This is a genomic window from Pelagibacterium montanilacus, from assembly GCF_003992665.1.
Taxonomy (GTDB): Bacteria; Pseudomonadota; Alphaproteobacteria; order Rhizobiales; family Devosiaceae; genus Pelagibacterium; species Pelagibacterium montanilacus.
The window spans coordinates 212,477-228,864 of record NZ_RZMX01000008.1; the positions used below are offsets into that span (position 1 = coordinate 212,477).

Here is a 16,388-nt window from a genome sequence, read left to right on the forward strand (position 1 = left end):
TTTTGTGCTCTGAAACGATCGCGCCTGGCGCGATCAGAGATTCTGGCCGTAATCGGCCGCGAGCCCGAGCGACTCGATCGCTGCGACCGCGCACTCTTCGTCGAGATCGGAAGTATCTCCGCTCACCCCGACAGCGCCCATCAGATGTCCGGATTCGTCGCGCAGCAGCACGCCGCCGGGAACCGGAACCACCTTGCCGTCGGAAGCGGCGGCCAGCGCGGTGAAAAAGGTCGGCGTGTTCTTGGAGCGCTCGAACATGACGCGCGAACCAAGGCCCATGCCCAGCGCGCCCCATGCCTTGCCCGTCGCGATCTCACAACGCAGGATGCCGCTTCCGTCAGCGCGCTTGAGCACCACGGTATGCCCGCCGGTATCCAGGACCGCCACGGTGAGGGGCTGTGCATTGCGATTGCGGCCAGCCGCAAGCGTTGCGTCGGCGATCTGGTCGGCCAGTTCCATCGTCAGGCGCGTCATGTCTTCTCCTGTGTGTTTTCCGAAAGCTGGCGGATCACCTCGAACAGCGCCGCCGTATCCTGCTTGTCCCTGCCCTGTGCAAGGGCAGCGCTGTAGAAGGGAAGCGTCGCCGCCATCAGCGGAACGGGACACCGCGCATTTCGCGCGTGTTCGAGGATAAGCATGACGTCCTTGATGTAAACGTCCATCTTCATCGTCGCGGGCTCGTATTCCCCCGAGACCATCAGCGGACCGCGCACCTCGAACATGCGCGAATTGCCCGCGCCCGAGGAAATCACGTCGAAGGTGGTCTGCAGGTCCAGCCCCGATTTCTCGGCCAGAAGCAGCGCTTCCGCCGTGGCGAGGTTGTGGATGCTGACCAGAAGGTTGGCGACATATTTCAGCTTCATGCCGGCGCCGAATTCGCCCACATGGCGTACGTCGCGCCCCAGGCCCTCGAACACCACCCGCATCGCCTCGCTGCCGGCTTCCTCGCCGCTCGAGAACACCACGAGATCGCCAACGGCCGCCTGTGCACCAGTGCCAGAGACCGGCGAATCGAGCATCTTGGCGCCAGACGCCTCGATGACGTCCCGCGCCCTTTCCTTCACGTCGATGGGCAGCGTGCCCATCTCCGCGACGACCATCCCGGAGCGCAGCGCCGGAGCGATCTCGGCCGCGACCGCATCGAGCGCAGCCACCGAAGGGAGCGCGATCAGCAGGTGATCGGATTTCTCCGCCACTTCACGGGCAGAAGAGAGCGGCGTGCCGCCGCTCCCCTTGAGATCGTTGACCGACTTTTCCGACAGGTCGAACCCGTTGACGACAAAGCCTGACTTGATGAGGTTGCGGGCATAGGCGATGCCCATGATCCCCAGCCCGATGACGCCGACGACCGGCTTTTCGCTTGTGCTCATGCGCGTGCCTTCCGGGCTGCGGCCTGCAGGAACGGCTCGACGGCCGCGTCGAACGCCTGCGGATCTTCCATGTTGGGAATGTGGGCCAGAGCCGGCAGAACCACCAGCTCGGCATCGGGCGTGGCCGCGGCCATTGCTTCCATGGCCGCCTTGGGAGCGCCCATGTCCTCCTCACCCACTACATAGAGAACCGGCATCCCGAGCTGGCCCAGATCCTTGAGGTAGTTGAGGGTCTGGAGCGCCCGCGCGCATCCGATGTAACCGGTAGGCTCGGTGGCAAGGATCATGGCCTCGGCCCGGTCCCTTACGCCTTTGGGGCAATCCTCTGTAAACCAGCGGGCCAGCGTGCCTTCCGCGATCGCCGCCATGCCCCCTTCGTTGATCGCTGCGATCCGGTCGTCCCAGCTCGAAACGAAGGGCGGGGGATTGTCGGCGCGCGCGTCGCACACCACCATCTGACCCACGCGGTCGGCATGGGAGAGCCCCAGGCCCAGCGCCGTCATTCCGCCGAGCGACAGGCCCATGACGTCGGCCTTGTCGGCACCGAAATGGTCGAGCACCGCCACCATGTCCCCCACCAGCATGTCGAAGCTGTAGGGGCCTTCGGGCGCACTGCTCCGGCCGTGTCCGCGCGTATCGTAGCGGATGACCTGATGGGTGCGGGTCAGCATCAGGATCTGGTCGTCCCACATGTGCATGTCGGCGGCCAGCGAGTTCGAAAGCAGCAGGAACGGCTTGCCCTCGTCGCCGTCGAGACGCGCCGAAATCTTGGCGTCGCCCGAGGTTACCACTTGCCGGGTCATTGAGCTGCCTCCGATCCGCTGCGCTTTTCGGCGTCGATGATCGCGGGCTGGACCTTCTCGGCCATCAGCGTCATGGAACGGCGTGCGAGATCGACGTCGACCCAGTCATGGCCGGCGTAAAGCATGGTGCCGAACTGGCCCACTTCCTCACGGAAGGCAAGCACATCGTCGGCGACCTTTTCCGGGGTGCCCCAGATCACCAGCTTTTCCATCACGTAGTCGAGCGTGACGGCATCATCGGGCATGTCCTGGTCTTCCTTGAACAGATTGGCCCGGCCGTTCTTCTTGAGCTTGGTGACAAGCGAATTGTAGTAGTGGAGATAGGGGCTGTCGTCGCGGAACACGTAGTCCCGTGCGGTCTCCATGTCGTCGGCCACGAAAACCGACTTGGCCACCCGCCAGTTGGCCAGATCGGCCTCGCGATTGCCTTCCTTGCACCCGTCGATATAGCTCTTTTTGTGCGTGGCCACCCATTTGGGCAGGAGGAAGTTGGCCGAGATCGGGTCCCAGCCGCGCGCTGCAGCCGCGCTTACGCCCTTGGAGAACGGCGCCACGGCGGTGACGATGATCGGGGGATGCGGCTGCTGGAGCGGCTTGGCGATCTTGCCCTGACCGATATCGGTCATCATCGTGCGCTCGGTGCTCACGGTCCAGAAATTGCCATTGAGGTTATAAGGCGCCTCGCCCTCCCAGATCCCGAGCACCATGTTGATGGCCTCGAGGAACATGGCATTGCGGTCGTTGTCGAGATTGCCGAACACCTCGGCATCCGAAAGCAGTCCGCCGGGGCTGATGCCGAAATTGAGCCGGCCATCGAGCAGATGGTCGAGCATTGCAATCTCGCCGGCCACGTGCGCCGGATGGGTGTTGGGCATGTTGATCGTGCCCGTGCCCAGCCGCATCTTCTTGACCCGATCGGCCAGCGTGGCGATGAAGATCATCGAGGACGTGATGTTCTCGGCCTCGTCGGTGACGTGCTCGCCGACATAGCCCTCGACAAACCCGAGTTCGTCCGCAAGGACAAAGGCGTCCTGGTCCTCGCGCAGACATTGCCGCCAATCCTTGCCCAGGGGGTGGATCGGCATGGTGAAGAATCCGAGCTGCATGTGTACCTCCGCTATTTGAAGGCAACCTATCGCAACCGTCCGATCACGCAGAAACGATAATATCTGATAGAGGCAATCGGAATTCGGAATAACCCTGCCCCCGTCGGGCAGCCGATCACGCCAGAATCAGGGACTGCCAGCGGGCATTGCTCGCCTCGTATTCAGCGCGCAGATGCACGAGGAACCGCTCGGCAGCCGGGGTGAGGGCCCGGGCGGCCGGCTCGACCAGAGCGTAATTAACGGTGATGGAGGGATCGACGATCGGGTGCAGCCAGCGCTCCTTGCCCTCGATATCGCGCGAGCACACCGTGGCCGGCAGGATGGTCACATACTCCGATGCCGCAACGAGCTCGAGGGTGGCAAACATCGCGTCCATCTCGAGAATGCCCGCGATCTTGAGGTTGGTTTCGCCGATAAACGCCTCGATGGCGTCGCGCCGTGCATTGCCGCGAGCGGGCAGGACCAGCTTGAGCGGAGGCAGGTCCGACAGGCAGACCGGCGAGAGATGCTGTCGTTGCCCGCCGGCCCTGCACACCAGCAATTCCCGATCTGTGCCGAGAAAAGTGGTCTTGAGCCCCGCGATCGCGCTCGATTTGGGCACCACCGCGAAATCCACCCCGCCCTCGGCCACAAGGGCCTGAAGCACGCCGCTATAGGCCTCGGTGACCGACAGCTCCACGTGCGGGTATTTCTCCAGATAATCCCGGATGACCGGCGTGATGAGCCCGCGCGTGAAGGTGGGCATCAGCCCCACGCGCAAGGGGCCCGCGATCGAACCCGACATGGTACGCAGCTCGGTCTGCGCCTCATCGACCTGCCGCAGGATGGCCAGCGCACGGTCGTAGAACTTCACGCCCGCCGCAGTCGGCACCGCGCCACGCGAAGACCGCTCGAGCAGGGTCACCCCCAGATGATCCTCGAGATTGCGGATCTGCATCGAAAGGCCCGACTGCGTGGCGTTGAGCCTCTGGGCCGCCTTGTTGAACGACTGCTCCTCGACGATCCCGACGAACATCGCAAGTTGCCGCAAATTCATGTTCGATCACCGCACCTGATAACGAAGCCCTAGCGTTCTCTGTCATCAGGATAGCCCCGTCCGGCGCAGCCTCCAAACGAAAATGCAGGCGCCGGAGCGCCTGCATCAAATTCCGACATCGATCCGGACGGATCAGACGTTGGTGGTCAGGGCCCGCTCGGCCGAACCGGTGAGGAGCTTTTCCTTGATGTCGTCGCCGAAATCGAGATCCTGGATCACTTCGACAGCGTCGTACATGCCCATGTCGAAGGGGTAGTCCGAGCCCAGCATGACCCTGTCCGCGCCCGCCGAATTGACGAGGAAGGTCAGCGGATCGGGGTGGTGCGTGATGGTATCGTAGAGCAGCTTGTTGATCGACGCCTCGGGCGAGACCTTCAGGTGCACCTGAGCTTCCTTGCGCTCGGCCCAGCCGTGGATCCAGCGACCGAACTGGAAGGGCGTGAACCCGCCGGCGTGCGAGAGGCAGAACTTGAGGTCCGGGTGACGGTCGAGCACGCCCCCGAAGATCAGGGTTGCGGCGGCAATCGTGGTGTCGAGCGGATTGCCGATGAAGTTGCGCAGATAGAAGTCCTTGAGCCGGTCCATGCCGGCCACCTTCATCGGATGCAGCAGGATGAACGCGCCGGTTTCCGACGCGGCTTCCCAATAAGGCTCCAGGTCGGGATCGTCGAGGTTGCGGCCATTGATGTTGGTGCCGATCATGGCACCCTTCATCCCCAGATCACGTACGCAGCGGCGCAACTCGTCCGCGGCGACCTGCGGGGCCTGCATGGGCATGGTGCCCAGACCAAAGAACTTGTCCGGATGGCTGCGCGTCAGCGCGGCGATCTGCTCGTTCTGGATCTGGGAGACCGTCAGGGTCAGCTCGGTTTCCCGATCATACATCAGGGTCTGCGGGCAAACGGCCAGCACCTGCTTGTCGAACCCGAACTTTTCCATGTCCGCCAGACGGCGATCAAGGTCCCACGCTCCGCGGGGGAAGGGGTTCTGGTGCACGCCGGCGATCTCGAGATGGGCACCCTCTTCCGTGATCTCGGTGAGGCTGGGCGCGACGGAAGGGGTTTCCTTGCGCAGCAGTTCCATCGTGTCCTCGGCAAAGATATGCGCGTGGACGTCAATGACGGGCTTTTGAGTGGACATGAAAAGACGATCTCCGTTTTTTACTTCGGTTGGCGTTTGGCTCGGCCCTCCGTGTGGAGCGGGCCAGCTGCCGGGAAATGTGCGGTCCGATCAGCTATCGGGTGCGGTCGAACCTGCGGAGGAGCCTGTATTGGCCCGGATGCCCAATCGGCAACGGTGGAGGTGACCAGTGCGCGCCGGCGTCTGCCGGGCGTTCCGACCCGCCAGTAAATCCAGACCGCCGAAAGTAAACGGACCGGACCGTGTCGGTGTCATGACGATGAAATCACTCCGCGCACCCCCGCCGAACCGTTTGAACTCCTGTGCGAAGTCCATGGTCTCCTCCCTTACGACAGCTCCAAAACGCCCGCCCCGTGCCGGAACGGGCACAGTGCAAGCCTTTGCAGTCAATCTCATCGGGGGCATGCATCCAAGCGCAGCCACCCTACCGGCTCCCTGACAAGAGTGAGAAATTATTTCTGCTGATACCCCCAAACGTGATTCATAATAGGTTTCCCCCGGCCCGCTCTCCTATAACCTTCGCCCATCACCGGGCGCCTTGATGGCGCCGTTTCGTGGACCGATCCGGGGGAGACCATCAATGCTCAAATCCATCAATCCGGCCAATGACGAGGTACTCGCCACCCTCGATCGCCATTCTGACGCCGATGTCGAGGCCGCGCTGGCGCGTGCCGCCAAAACCCAGCGCGAATGGCGAAACACGGCCGTCTCCGAGCGCAGCGCGCTGCTCAAGCGCATCGCCGAGGTCCTGCGCGAAGGCAAGTCCGAATACGCGCGCACCATCACGCTGGAAATGGGCAAACCCATCGGCGAGGCGCTGGCCGAAGTCGAAAAGTGCGCCTGGAACTGCGACTATTACGCAGAGACCGCCGAGGCCTTCCTGGCGCCCGAGCACATCAAGACCCCGGCCAGCGAGAGCTATGTCAGCTACGAGCCGCTCGGGATCGTGCTTGCCATCATGCCCTGGAATTATCCCTTCTGGCAGGTGTTCCGCTGCCTTGCGCCGATCATTGCGGGCGGCAATGGCTATGTGCTCAAGCACGCCAGCAACGTGCCCCAGTGTGCCCGCGCCGTCGAGGACATAGCGCGCAGGGCTGGGGCGCCCGACGGGCTCGTCACCACGCTTCTCATTGGCGCCGGCGCCGTCGAGGGGCTGATCGATGACGACCGCATCTCGGCCGTCACCCTCACCGGCTCGACCGAAGTCGGCTCGCTCGTGGCCGCTCAGGCCGGCCGCCGGATCAAAAAGCAGGTTCTCGAGCTGGGCGGCTCGGACCCGTTCATCGTCCTCGCCGATGCCGATCTGGACAAGGCCGCCGCGACCGCGCTCAAGGCCCGGTTCCACAATGCCGGCCAGAGCTGCATCTCGCCCAAGCGCTTCATCGTCGAAAACGCGGTCGCTGATCGGTTCGTGGACGCCATGGCCGCGGGGATCGACAAGTTGGTGGTCGGCGATCCGATCGACCCCGAAGTCGGCATGGGGCCCATGGCCCGCACCGGGCTGCGTGGCGATCTCCACGAGATCGTCGAAGCCACCGCAGCGGCGGGCGGAAAGCTCGTGCGTGGCGGCAAGCCCACCGCCGGGGCCGGCGCGTTCTATCAGGCGACGCTGATCGATGGGGTGGCCGCAGGCATGGCCTCGTTCGACAAGGAGACCTTCGGCCCGGTGGCCAGCGTCGTACGCGCGTCCGGCCCTGAGCAGGCGATCGAATTGGCCAACCGCACCGAGTTCGGCCTGGGCGGTGCGCTCTGGACCAGCGATATCGACCGCGCCAAGCGGCTGGTCCGTGATCTCGAGGTCGGCGCGGTCTTCATCAACGCCATGGTGGCGTCCGATCCGCGCATGCCCTTTGGCGGGATCAAGCAGTCCGGGTACGGGCGCGAACTCGGCCCGCAGGGCATTCGCGAGTTCACCAACGTCAAGACCAACTGGATCGCCTGACCGCGACGACAGCACCCGGAAACACAAAAAGGCCGGCGGGGCGATCCGCCGGCCTTTTGTGATTGTTATGAAGCTATTGCCTAGACGTCCTCTTCCATCAGCTCTTCAAGGTCCACTGGCAGGGACACTTCCTTGCCCCGGCGCGCCGAAAGATCCATCGCCATGGTCAGAACGAGGTTCCGGTGCCCGTCCTGCGCGGTAGCGTGCGGCGTCGGCTGTTCCATGCAGATGCGCTGATACCAGGAGACGGTCTCCTCGCGCATCGGCCCCCAGAGCTGGTCCATGTGCAGATCGCCCGGCGGATAGCTCGTGAGGAAATCCACGTGCCGGGCCGGCGGGTTGTAGCCATCGGGCACATACCCCCCGCCCTGCTGCACATTGGTGGCGAGGACCAGGTCGCGGTGAGTGTCCTCGATATCGATGACCCCTTCGGTGCCCACGATGCCGATCTCGAGCCCGTAGACCGAGCCGGGCCACACTTCGGGCAGCCCCCAGGAGATGTTCATGGAAAAGATCGTGCCGTCGTCCATTTCGAAGATGCCGAAGGTGGAATCCTTGGTGCCCCACTGGCTCATGACCCGGTCGGTGGAGCGGGCATAGATCGACACCGGCGTCTTGCCCTCCATCAGCCACATGGACATGTCCAGGCTATGGGTGCCCGAGACGACCATGGGGGTCAGGTGCCGCCGATTCTGGGTGCGGCGCACCGTGGCGATGGGCACCATCCGGTTCATGAAGGCGCGGGTGACCACCGAATGGACGTCGCCGATCTGGCCGGTGATCAGCCGCTCCTTGACCGCGAGGAACCGGCGTCGGAAGCGCTGGGTGTAGCCCATAACCGCGTCCACGCCCGAGCTTTCGATGGCCTTGAGGATCGAGAGCGATTCCCGCGCATCGGTGGCGATCGGCTTTTCGATGAACAGCGCATGGCCGCGCTCGGCGGCACCGAGGATCGGGGCGGCGTGGTTGTTCTCGTCGGTCGCAACGATCACCGCGTTCACTTCTGGACGGTTGAGCAGCTCATCGAGGTCCGTGGTAAAGAAGTCCGCGCCCGCATCCTCCTTGAGCTTTTCCCCCAGCTCGCGGTTGATGTCGCACAGCCCCATCCATTTGACGCCCGGATAGTCGCGGGCAATGATCGCCCTGATCCGCCCGATCGTGCCGCAGCCCACGATCGCCAGACCCATTTCCTTTTTCACCGGCATCGCACCATTCCTCCCTTGTGCCCTCATTACCGGACAACAGGATAGGAAGGGGGGCACCCGGACTGAAATTAAAATTCCTTCTGGACGCTATCAGCGGGGTCCATGGCCGGCAGCGAGCGCAGCTTTGGAGCGTTTCCAGAAAAAGTGGAAACACTTTTCCGGTTCGGAAACGCGAAAAATCAAAGACTGAAAGCTCCTGCTCTGATTCAATCGAAACAGGATATGCTTCAGGCCGCGTAAAGGCTGACCAGCGTGACGATGGTCACCACCCCCGCCGCGATTCCCACGGGCGTCGACCGGCGCGCAAGGAAATAGGTGACGAGCCCGGCCGCAACCGCAACCACCCTTGCCCAGAGCGGCACCCCACTCAGCGCCGGGGGTGGCATGATGATCAGCTTGGTGATGACCCCGGCTACCATGGCCGTGGCGATCGCCCGAACGAGGACGAACACCTCGGACTCCTCGTCGATCCAGCGCGCCAGAACCGCAGCCGCGATCCGCCAGATCTCGGTCGGCACGATGCCCACGAGCACCAGAACGACAAAGGGCCACCAGGCGCCGAGCGCTTCGGTCATCGCCTGCTCCTGTGGATCGCGTAGGACATCAGCCCTCCGCCGACACCGGCGACCAGCAGATCGAGGTCAGGGCCGACCAGCGGTCCCATGATCGGGATCAGCGCCACGCCCCCGACGATGGCCGCGATGTCGGCCCTGCCCTTGGCCCAGGCAACCAGCGATATGGAGAAGAACAGCGGGGTGAGGAACATGAAGCCCGCCGCGAACTGCACCGGCAGGCTGTCGCTCAGGACGAACCCAAGCGCGGTGAGGATCGTCGAGACGCCGACGCACACATTGGCAAAGCCCAATAGCCATGGCGTCCGATCCCGCGGACGCAGGCCCGGGAGCTTGCGCATGCCTTCGGCCCAGGTGATCGTCACCGCGTAATGGGCCAGCCCCAGCCGCCACCACACGCCTCCGTCACGGCGCGGGATCAGCGCCAGCAGCGAGATGGCCATGGGCAGAAGGCGCATCGAGCTCAGGGTCACGGCCAAGGCGACCGACAATAGGCTCGCCCCCGCGGCCAGCCCCCCGAACATCACGAGCTGGGCCGGCCCCGCCCACACCAGCGCGGTCGAAAGCGTCGCCATCCAGAACGAAAAGCCCAAGTCATTGGCGAGCGCGCCCACCCCCATCAGCGAAAACCCCACCACCCAGGCAGGCAGGATGATCGCGGCGCGCATGCCGCGCGCAAAGGACAGCCACCAGCGATGCCGCCGCGCCTGGCCGAGCCGAGACCGCGTCATCGCGCCGTTCGATGTCACGCGCCGGGCTGCGCCTTGTCGCCCGATCCCAGATGGACCACGGTTTCTCCCGTTGCGGCAAAGGTACGCGTGACTTCGCCAGCGTCGTAGATGAACAGCATCAGCAACGGCTCGTCGCCCACATTGTGGAAGCAATGGACCTGCCCGGCGGGGATATAGACCACCTCCATCGGTCCCACCGGCCGACGCTCCCCGTCGAATTCGGTTTCGGCATTGCCCTGAAGGATGACGATCTGCTCGTCGCAATTGTGGTGGTGCAGCGCAACGCTCTTGCCCACCGGCAGCGTGGTCGTGCCCGTGGTGACTTCGGCTCCGCAGATGCCTTCATTGCAGAACAGCCGGGTGACCACCCCGCCCCCGCGGTCGAACTCGTCGATCGCATCGAGCGTGCGGACCATTGCGCGTTTTTCGGCCATTTCCTGCCTCCTAAAGTTCGTCGATCCCGTGATGGGTGGCAAGCGCGTTAAGCTTTTCGAGCAAGGGCGCCGCAACCGCGATCCCTTCGGCGATCCGCTTCTCGCGCGTAGCCAGGGCGCGCTCTCCCGGAATGCGAATGGAATCGAAGCCCGGACGCAGCGCCGAACTCTTCATCTCGTCCCCGATCCTGTCGACTTCGCTCTTGAAGGTATCCAGCTCGTTGAAGCTGGCCACGTCGATCGCAACGATGAACTGACCGGTATTGGTCACCGAGTCGTCGTCGTGATTGTAGTCGATCACGTCCCGCCCCATGGCCGCCCCGTTGAGCGTGCCGGCCAAAAGCCCGAAAATCAGCGACAGGCCGTAGCCCTTGGGTCCGCCGATCGGCAGGAGCGAGCCCCCCGCGGCCTTGGCCGGATCGGTCACCGGCTTGCCCTCGGCATCGATCATCCAGTCGTCGGGCATGGTCTCGCCGCGCTGGGCGGCCAGCTTGACCTTGCCATAGGCGGCAACGGTCGTCGCCATGTCCAGCAGGATCGGCCGCTTGGCGCCGGGAATGGCAACGGCGATGGGATTGGTGCTCAGCAGCATCTCGATCCCGCCCCAGGGCGCCATGTGATTGGCGCTGCCCACCGCGACGTAAAGCCCGATCATGTCGTGGGCCATCGGCATCATCGCATAGACGCCCGCAGCGCCCGCGTGATTGCTGTGGTGCGCGCCGACCCAGCCGATGCCATGAGTGCGGGCCCGTTTGATCGCCTCGTCGGCGCAGCGTTTCATCACGAGATGGCCGAACGCGTTGTCCCCGTCGACCACCGCCATGGCGCCGCGCTCGCGGTCGATGCGGATATTGGGCGTGGCGTTGTAGCCCCCGGCCCGCAGCCGCTCGAGATAGCGCGGCAGGCGGAAGATGCCGTGCCCATCGCCGCCCAGAAGGTCGGCCTCGATCATCAGTCGCCCCACGGTTTCGGCGTCGACGCGGGGCATGCCCTCGGCACCCAGCACCTGCGCGATGAACTGGGAAAGACGGTCAGCGGCTATGGTCTTGGAATTCTGGGAGGTCATGGCGGCTCAAAAATGCTTATGGGACAGGTCGAAGTGCTGAACGAAGGGCGGCTTGGCAAAGCAGTGCGATACGCACTCGCGCCAGGCCTGGAAGTCCTCGGAATTGCGGAAATCCACGGTGTGGTTCTCAAGCGTTTCCCACTCGACCATGAGCAGATAGACCTCGGGCTCCTCGGCGCACCGCCGAACCTGCATGGACTGGCATCCCTTGGCGCGCTTGAACAGCGGAGCCGCCTTGGCTGCCCCCTCCTCGAAGGCTGCCTCCATCCCCGGCTTGACCTCGATACGAGCGATCTCGAGCATGCCTCTCCCCTCTTGCTTTTCGGCGTGACGCACCGTATCGCCGCGTTCTGGCCAATTGAAATCATATTTGCTTCTACGCGGCATCACCATTGCCGATGATCCGCTCGCCCGCGCTAGCCGTTTTGATGATCGGGCCTAGCAGACATTCTTATTTCCCAGCCCGCGGCGGACTTGTCACAGTGGAACTCAACAGCCGGGCAGTCGACCCGCGCACCATAGACTCAGGAAGCGAGGTTCGCGATGACCAGACAACTGATCGAGTTTGAGAACGGCGCCCCACCCGATCCCCGCCAGTTGCGCAACGCGCTGGGGCGGTTCTCCACCGGCGTCACGGTCATCACGACCCGCTCGCCCGAGGGCAAGCTTGAGGGCATGACGGCCAACTCCTTCTCCGCGGTCTCGCTCGATCCCCCGCTGATCTTGTGGTCGATCCGCAACGAAGCGCCCTCCATCAAGGCCTTTCTCGATTCGCGGGTGTTCTCGATCAACATCCTCACCCAGGAGCAGTCCAACCTCTCCCACCACTTCGCGACGCCCAAGGAAGACAAGTTCGGGGACCTCGAGTTCACCGAGGGCCATGGTGGCTGCCCGCTCCTCAAGGACACGCTGGCACACTTCGAATGCGATCTCGAGCAGACCGTCTCGGCAGGCGACCATCAGATCATGATCGGGCGCGTGGTGCGGGCGAGCTATGAGGATGCGTCCTCCCCGCTTCTGTTCAGCGGCGGACGCTACGCGATTGCCGCCCCCCTGCCCAACATCGACGCCACCGCCGATCTGGCCACGGTATGGGACGGGCTCGGATGATCGAGATGGGCCCTGACCGATACCCCCCGATACCGTCCAGCGACTGGACAGAGGAGCAGAGGCGTTATGCCCAGCCTCTGATCGACGGGCCGCGCGGCGCCGTCATCAGCCCGTTCGTGCCGCTCTTGCGCAGTCCCGAGCTCATGGACCGTGTCCAGGCGACCGGCGAATATCTGCGCTATCGCAGCGCAATCGGCGTGCGGCTGACCGAACTGGCCATCCTCGTCACGGCCCGGCAGTGGGACCAGCCCGTCGAATGGGCGATCCACGCCCCCATCGCGCTCAACAACGGCGTCTCTCGGGCGCTGGTCGAGGCCATCGCTGCGGACCGGCGGCCCGACTTCGAGGACGAAGCCGCCGAGATCGTCCACGACGCCACCATCGCGCTCCTGCGGCACCGCCGGCTGCCCGATTCGCTCCACGACCGGGCCCTTGCTGCGTTCGGCGAACAGGGTGTCGTCGATCTTCTGGGCATCGTCGGCTACTACACCATGCTGTCGGTCGTCATGAACGGTGCCCAGACCGAGGTGCCCCGGACCGACGCCCCTCCCCTGGCCGACCTCGGTCGCTGATCCCTCTTGAAAAGGCTTTGTCCGGACAATTATTCGCATTGATTGTCCGGACAAAGTCGTATTATGTCGGCCTTGGTGGGTCAGTGCGGCCGGCGTGCCAACCGCACAGCTTTGCGGGGCGCGCCCTGGCCGTCCGGATCGGACGCTGAATTCAAAACACGGACGCGCGTCGCCTTGGGGGCAAGCGTGATCCGGCCAAGGGAGCAAGACTATGAAACAGGTGGAAGTGGCGGTCATCGGCACCGGCTGGTGCGGCGGTATCAGGGCGGAGACGCTGTCACGCTCGGCATTGGTGGACAAGCTCCACATCTGCGAAATCCGGCCCGAGCGCCTCGAAGAGGTCAAGGCGCTGACCAATCCGGCCACGGCCACCACCGACTACAAGGAGATCCTGGACAACCCCAATATCTCGGTCGTCTACATCTCCACCACCCCCGAGAGCACCCACTACCCCATCGCCCGGGACGCCCTGCGCGCCGGCAAGCACGTCCTGCTCGAAAAGCCCATCGCGATGGAATTTTTCGAGGCCGACGAGCTCATCAAGCTCTCGCGGGACAACAACCTCAAATTCACGATCGGCTATTCCCAGCGCTTCAACACCAAGGTCGCCTACGCCCGCAAGAAGATCGCCGACGGCACCCTGGGCAAGGTCGTCAACGTCATGGTCTCGCGCCACCTCTCGCGCGCCCTGGGCAAGAAGATCGCCTCGCGCGTCCGGCTCTCGCCCGCCGCCATGGAATCGACCCACGATCTGGACTTCGTCTTCTGGATGCTTGAGCCCGCCAAGCCCGTCCGCATCTATTCCCAGGGTTCCTATGGCTTCATGAAGGACATCAACGGGTCCTACGATACCATGTGGACCACGGTAACCATGGACAACGGCATGGTCGTGGTGATCGGCGGCGGCTGGAACCTGCCCCCCAGCTACCCCAATTACTGCGCGACCTGGATCGAGATCACCGGCACGGAAGGCCAGCTCTTCCTTGACGACAGCCAGCGCGACAATTGGCTCAACACGGTCTCTGAAGGCACCATGTTCCCCATGTCCACCATGCCCGGCGAGCAGGTCGACCACGTCTTTGCCGGCCAGATGGGCCCCGAGACCATCCACTTCCTGGAATGCTGCATCAAGGACGAGCCCGTCATGGTCGCGCCCGAGCACGCCAAGATGGTGATGGAAGCCTACCGCGCCGCGGACCTCTCCGCCGAGATCGGCGAGCCCATCGACCTGCCGCTGGGCAATCACGCGATCGCCCAGCTCGCCGACCTGATGGAAGCCAACAAGCGCGCCGCACAGAAATGAGCGGCGCAACCAGCTACGGCGTCGTCGGGCTGGGCAATATGGGCCGGGGCGTCGCCGCCAATCTGGAGCGCGCCGGCCTGCTCCACGCCGTCTGGGACGTGGTCCCGGCGGCCGTGGAGGCCTGCCCGGTCCAGTTGGACACAGCCGCCCGCTCGCTCGAGGCGGTCGCGGTCTGCGAGGTGGTGCTGCTCGTTGTGCCCGGCAGCCCCGAGATCGCGGCGCTCTTTGACCAGGGCCTGCTCGAGGGCGGCGCGGCCGGACGCATCTTCATCGACCTCACGACCTCCGACCCCGAGCGGACCGCCCAGCTCGCGGCCCGCGCCGCGGCTGCAGGCTGTGCCTATCTCGATGCCGGCATGACCGGGGGCGCCGCTGGCGCTGCCGAGGGCCGGCTGACGCTCATGATGGGCGGGGACGAGGCGGCCATCGAGCGCGCCCGCCCGGGCCTCGATGCCGTCGCCTCGCGCATCTTCCCGCTCGGTCCCGTCTCTGCGGGCCATACCATGAAGCTCGTGCACAACATGATCTGCCACACGATCCTGCTGGCTACGGCCGAAGGCCTGCGGGCGGCGGAAAAGGCCGGCATTCCGCTCGACCGTGCGGTCGAGGTGCTCAATGCCGGCAATGCGCGCAGCTTCGTCAGCGAGCGGCGGTTTCCCGACCATATCGTCTCAGGCACGTTCGATGGCCGGTCGCACGTGGCCAACCTCGCCAAGGATCTGGCCATGGCCAACGAAATCTTCGCGCGGCTCGGCCAGCCTGCGGAATTCGTGTCGCTGACCTTCCGGCTGCTCGATATCGCGCTGGAGTCGGGCATGAAGGCCGAGGACTTTACGCGCCTTTACCCCGAATTCGACGTACTGGTCGAAAAGCACAAGGCCCGATTCTGAACGCCCGGACGGTCGACATCACATGAAAAAGGGCGGCTCCGGAACCCGGAGCCGCCCTTTTTTATATCGCTGCAAGCCGGTCGCTTACTGGAAGGATTCGACCAGTTCGCGATAGCTGTCGGCCTGACGCTGACGCAGTTCGTCGAACTCTTCACCGGACATGTGAGCGGTGTTCTCGTCCATACGGGCCATCAGGGTCTGGTAGACTTCGTTATCGTTGATCGTGACGAAGGCTTCACGCAGCACTTCGAGACGGTCTTCCGGCGTTCCGGCCGGCACCATGACGCCGCGGTGCATCACGCCGATTTCGGAGACGGTGTCGAAGCCCAGTTCGGTCGAGGTCGGGATACCCTCGATGATCTGGTCCTCGCCCACGATCATGAGCGCGCGCAGGTCCTGGCCCGAAAGCACGGAGGGGAACGCGAAGGTGAAGTCGAGGTCACCGGCCAGAAGGGCCTGGATGACCGGGCCGCCGCCCTGATAGGGAATCAGGGTCGTTTCAACCCCGACTTCCTGCATCAGCGCCAGACCGGGAACCATGAAGGCGCCCCAGTTGCCGCTGTGGCCGAACCGCAGCTCGCCCGGGTTTTCCTGGCCATAGGCAACCAGATCGTCGAACGTCTCGAACGGGCTGTCTTCGCGGACAACAAGGATCGGCTGAGCGGTGTTCACGCGCGCCACCGAAACGAAATCCTCATTGGGATCGTAAGGCAGGTTTGCGACGTGCTGCTGGAGCTGATCGATGAAGTTGTGGGTGAACAGCATCGTGTAGCCGTCGGCCTGGGCTTCCGCAGCCGCGGCTGTTCCCGTCTGGCCACCGGCACCCGGCATGAGCTGGACGACGACGGGCTGACCGAGGATTTCGGGCAGCACCGAGGTGATCACCCGGGCGTTGAGATCGTGCGACCCGCCCGCACCGAGCGGAATGATCATCGTGAGCGGACGATTGGGGAAATCGTCCTGGGCCATCGCGGTCCCGGTCAGTCCGACCGCGGCTGCGAGGCCCAGAATCAGAGCCTTGATTGGTTTCATTGGAGAATCCTCCCTTTGCAGTTGTTGCCTGGTATCAAGACCGGCACGAATGCGCCGATCCATAGTGGTTGTTTCC

The 16,388-nt window shown here is 64.2% G+C and carries 18 protein-coding genes; 5 read left to right on the forward strand and 13 right to left on the reverse strand.

What is annotated here, in order from left to right:
- Positions 1-33 precede the first annotated feature (33 nt).
- The 6 genes from EO136_RS03185 to EO136_RS03210 all read right to left on the reverse strand — a co-directional run bounded on the left by EO136_RS03185 (position 34) and on the right by EO136_RS03210 (position 5,455).
- Complete coding sequence (locus tag EO136_RS03185; RefSeq protein WP_127143019.1) at positions 34-474, reverse strand: GlcG/HbpS family heme-binding protein; 441 nt, start codon at positions 472-474, stop codon at positions 34-36.
- A complete protein-coding gene (locus EO136_RS03190; RefSeq protein WP_127143020.1) occupies positions 471-1,370 on the reverse strand; it encodes an NAD(P)-dependent oxidoreductase in 900 nt (299 codons plus the stop codon). Before EO136_RS03190 ends, EO136_RS03185 begins: the two co-directional genes overlap by 4 nt.
- Positions 1,367-2,173, reverse strand: a complete 807-nt coding sequence (locus EO136_RS03195) for an alpha/beta fold hydrolase (protein ID WP_127143021.1) — start codon at positions 2,171-2,173, stop codon at positions 1,367-1,369. Before EO136_RS03195 ends, EO136_RS03190 begins: the two co-directional genes overlap by 4 nt.
- Positions 2,170-3,279 carry an LLM class flavin-dependent oxidoreductase gene (locus EO136_RS03200; protein ID WP_127143022.1) on the reverse strand — a complete coding sequence of 370 codons (1,110 nt, stop codon included), beginning with the start codon at positions 3,277-3,279 and terminating at the stop codon, positions 2,170-2,172. Before EO136_RS03200 ends, EO136_RS03195 begins: the two co-directional genes overlap by 4 nt.
- A gap of 115 nt (positions 3,280-3,394) precedes the next feature.
- A complete protein-coding gene (locus EO136_RS03205) occupies positions 3,395-4,315 on the reverse strand; it encodes a LysR family transcriptional regulator (protein WP_127143023.1) in 921 nt (306 codons plus the stop codon).
- 132 nt (positions 4,316-4,447) lie between these two features.
- Positions 4,448-5,455: an amidohydrolase family protein gene (locus EO136_RS03210; protein WP_127143024.1), complete on the reverse strand. Its 1,008-nt coding sequence runs from the start codon at positions 5,453-5,455 to the stop codon at positions 4,448-4,450.
- A 580-nt stretch (positions 5,456-6,035) separates the two neighbouring features.
- On the opposite strand from EO136_RS03210, the gene EO136_RS03215 reads away from it, so the two are divergent.
- Complete coding sequence (locus tag EO136_RS03215; protein WP_127143025.1) at positions 6,036-7,397, forward strand: NAD-dependent succinate-semialdehyde dehydrogenase; 1,362 nt, start codon at positions 6,036-6,038, stop codon at positions 7,395-7,397.
- 80 nt (positions 7,398-7,477) lie between these two features.
- On the opposite strand, the gene EO136_RS03220 is transcribed toward EO136_RS03215, so the two are convergent.
- The 6 genes from EO136_RS03220 to EO136_RS03245 all read right to left on the reverse strand — a co-directional run bounded on the left by EO136_RS03220 (position 7,478) and on the right by EO136_RS03245 (position 11,708).
- Complete coding sequence (locus EO136_RS03220) at positions 7,478-8,602, reverse strand: Gfo/Idh/MocA family protein (protein WP_127143026.1); 1,125 nt, start codon at positions 8,600-8,602, stop codon at positions 7,478-7,480.
- 227 nt (positions 8,603-8,829) lie between these two features.
- Positions 8,830-9,177, reverse strand: coding sequence for an AzlD domain-containing protein (locus EO136_RS03225; RefSeq protein ID WP_127143027.1), 348 nt, complete (start codon positions 9,175-9,177; stop codon positions 8,830-8,832).
- On the reverse strand, positions 9,174-9,905 hold the full coding sequence (locus EO136_RS03230) for an AzlC family ABC transporter permease (RefSeq protein ID WP_127143028.1): 732 nt from the start codon (positions 9,903-9,905) through the stop codon (positions 9,174-9,176). The genes EO136_RS03225 and EO136_RS03230 overlap by 4 nt, the downstream gene beginning before the upstream one ends.
- Positions 9,906-9,919: 14 nt before the next feature.
- A complete protein-coding gene (locus EO136_RS03235) occupies positions 9,920-10,339 on the reverse strand; it encodes a cupin domain-containing protein (RefSeq protein ID WP_127143029.1) in 420 nt (139 codons plus the stop codon).
- Positions 10,340-10,349: 10 nt separating this feature from the next.
- Positions 10,350-11,405: an Ldh family oxidoreductase gene (locus EO136_RS03240; RefSeq protein ID WP_127143030.1), complete on the reverse strand. Its 1,056-nt coding sequence runs from the start codon at positions 11,403-11,405 to the stop codon at positions 10,350-10,352.
- Positions 11,406-11,411: 6 nt separating this feature from the next.
- Positions 11,412-11,708 (reverse strand): antibiotic biosynthesis monooxygenase family protein, encoded by a 297-nt coding sequence (locus EO136_RS03245; RefSeq protein ID WP_127143031.1) that lies wholly within the window; start codon positions 11,706-11,708, stop codon positions 11,412-11,414.
- Positions 11,709-11,948: 240 nt separating this feature from the next.
- On the opposite strand from EO136_RS03245, the gene EO136_RS03250 reads away from it, so the two are divergent.
- From EO136_RS03250 to EO136_RS03265, 4 genes are all read left to right on the forward strand, one after another.
- Positions 11,949-12,515, forward strand: a complete 567-nt coding sequence (locus tag EO136_RS03250; RefSeq protein ID WP_127143032.1) for a flavin reductase family protein — start codon at positions 11,949-11,951, stop codon at positions 12,513-12,515.
- Complete coding sequence (locus EO136_RS03255) at positions 12,512-13,087, forward strand: carboxymuconolactone decarboxylase family protein (protein WP_127143033.1); 576 nt, start codon at positions 12,512-12,514, stop codon at positions 13,085-13,087. Before EO136_RS03250 ends, EO136_RS03255 begins: the two co-directional genes overlap by 4 nt.
- A gap of 211 nt (positions 13,088-13,298) precedes the next feature.
- Entirely contained in the window at positions 13,299-14,390 is a 1,092-nt protein-coding gene (locus tag EO136_RS03260) for a Gfo/Idh/MocA family protein (protein WP_127143034.1), read from the forward strand.
- Positions 14,387-15,280, forward strand: coding sequence for an NAD(P)-dependent oxidoreductase (locus tag EO136_RS03265; protein WP_127143035.1), 894 nt, complete (start codon positions 14,387-14,389; stop codon positions 15,278-15,280). Before EO136_RS03260 ends, EO136_RS03265 begins: the two co-directional genes overlap by 4 nt.
- A gap of 84 nt (positions 15,281-15,364) precedes the next feature.
- Here the strand turns inward: EO136_RS03265 and EO136_RS03270 are convergent, their stop codons facing one another.
- Positions 15,365-16,312, reverse strand: coding sequence for a Bug family tripartite tricarboxylate transporter substrate binding protein (locus EO136_RS03270; protein WP_164730421.1), 948 nt, complete (start codon positions 16,310-16,312; stop codon positions 15,365-15,367).
- Positions 16,313-16,388 lie beyond the last annotated feature (76 nt).

Coding starts and splice junctions, on each gene's coding strand:
- EO136_RS03185 (WP_127143019.1), bottom strand. CDS start 474: ATGACGCGCCTGACGATGGAACTGGCCGACCAGATCGCCGACGCAACG.
- EO136_RS03255 (WP_127143033.1), top strand. CDS start 12,512: ATGATCGAGATGGGCCCTGACCGATACCCCCCGATACCGTCCAGCGAC.
- EO136_RS03240 (WP_127143030.1), bottom strand. CDS start 11,405: ATGACCTCCCAGAATTCCAAGACCATAGCCGCTGACCGTCTTTCCCAG.
- EO136_RS03235 (WP_127143029.1), bottom strand. CDS start 10,339: ATGGCCGAAAAACGCGCAATGGTCCGCACGCTCGATGCGATCGACGAG.
- EO136_RS03225 (WP_127143027.1), bottom strand. CDS start 9,177: ATGACCGAAGCGCTCGGCGCCTGGTGGCCCTTTGTCGTTCTGGTGCTC.
- EO136_RS03230 (WP_127143028.1), bottom strand. CDS start 9,905: ATGACGCGGTCTCGGCTCGGCCAGGCGCGGCGGCATCGCTGGTGGCTG.
- EO136_RS03220 (WP_127143026.1), bottom strand. CDS start 8,602: ATGCCGGTGAAAAAGGAAATGGGTCTGGCGATCGTGGGCTGCGGCACG.
- EO136_RS03205 (WP_127143023.1), bottom strand. CDS start 4,315: ATGAATTTGCGGCAACTTGCGATGTTCGTCGGGATCGTCGAGGAGCAG.
- EO136_RS03200 (WP_127143022.1), bottom strand. CDS start 3,279: ATGCAGCTCGGATTCTTCACCATGCCGATCCACCCCCTGGGCAAGGAT.
- EO136_RS03265 (WP_127143035.1), top strand. CDS start 14,387: ATGAGCGGCGCAACCAGCTACGGCGTCGTCGGGCTGGGCAATATGGGC.
- EO136_RS03210 (WP_127143024.1), bottom strand. CDS start 5,455: ATGTCCACTCAAAAGCCCGTCATTGACGTCCACGCGCATATCTTTGCC.
- EO136_RS03270 (WP_164730421.1), bottom strand. CDS start 16,312: ATGAAACCAATCAAGGCTCTGATTCTGGGCCTCGCAGCCGCGGTCGGA.
- EO136_RS03260 (WP_127143034.1), top strand. CDS start 13,299: ATGAAACAGGTGGAAGTGGCGGTCATCGGCACCGGCTGGTGCGGCGGT.
- EO136_RS03190 (WP_127143020.1), bottom strand. CDS start 1,370: ATGAGCACAAGCGAAAAGCCGGTCGTCGGCGTCATCGGGCTGGGGATC.
- EO136_RS03195 (WP_127143021.1), bottom strand. CDS start 2,173: ATGACCCGGCAAGTGGTAACCTCGGGCGACGCCAAGATTTCGGCGCGT.
- EO136_RS03245 (WP_127143031.1), bottom strand. CDS start 11,708: ATGCTCGAGATCGCTCGTATCGAGGTCAAGCCGGGGATGGAGGCAGCC.
- EO136_RS03215 (WP_127143025.1), top strand. CDS start 6,036: ATGCTCAAATCCATCAATCCGGCCAATGACGAGGTACTCGCCACCCTC.
- EO136_RS03250 (WP_127143032.1), top strand. CDS start 11,949: ATGACCAGACAACTGATCGAGTTTGAGAACGGCGCCCCACCCGATCCC.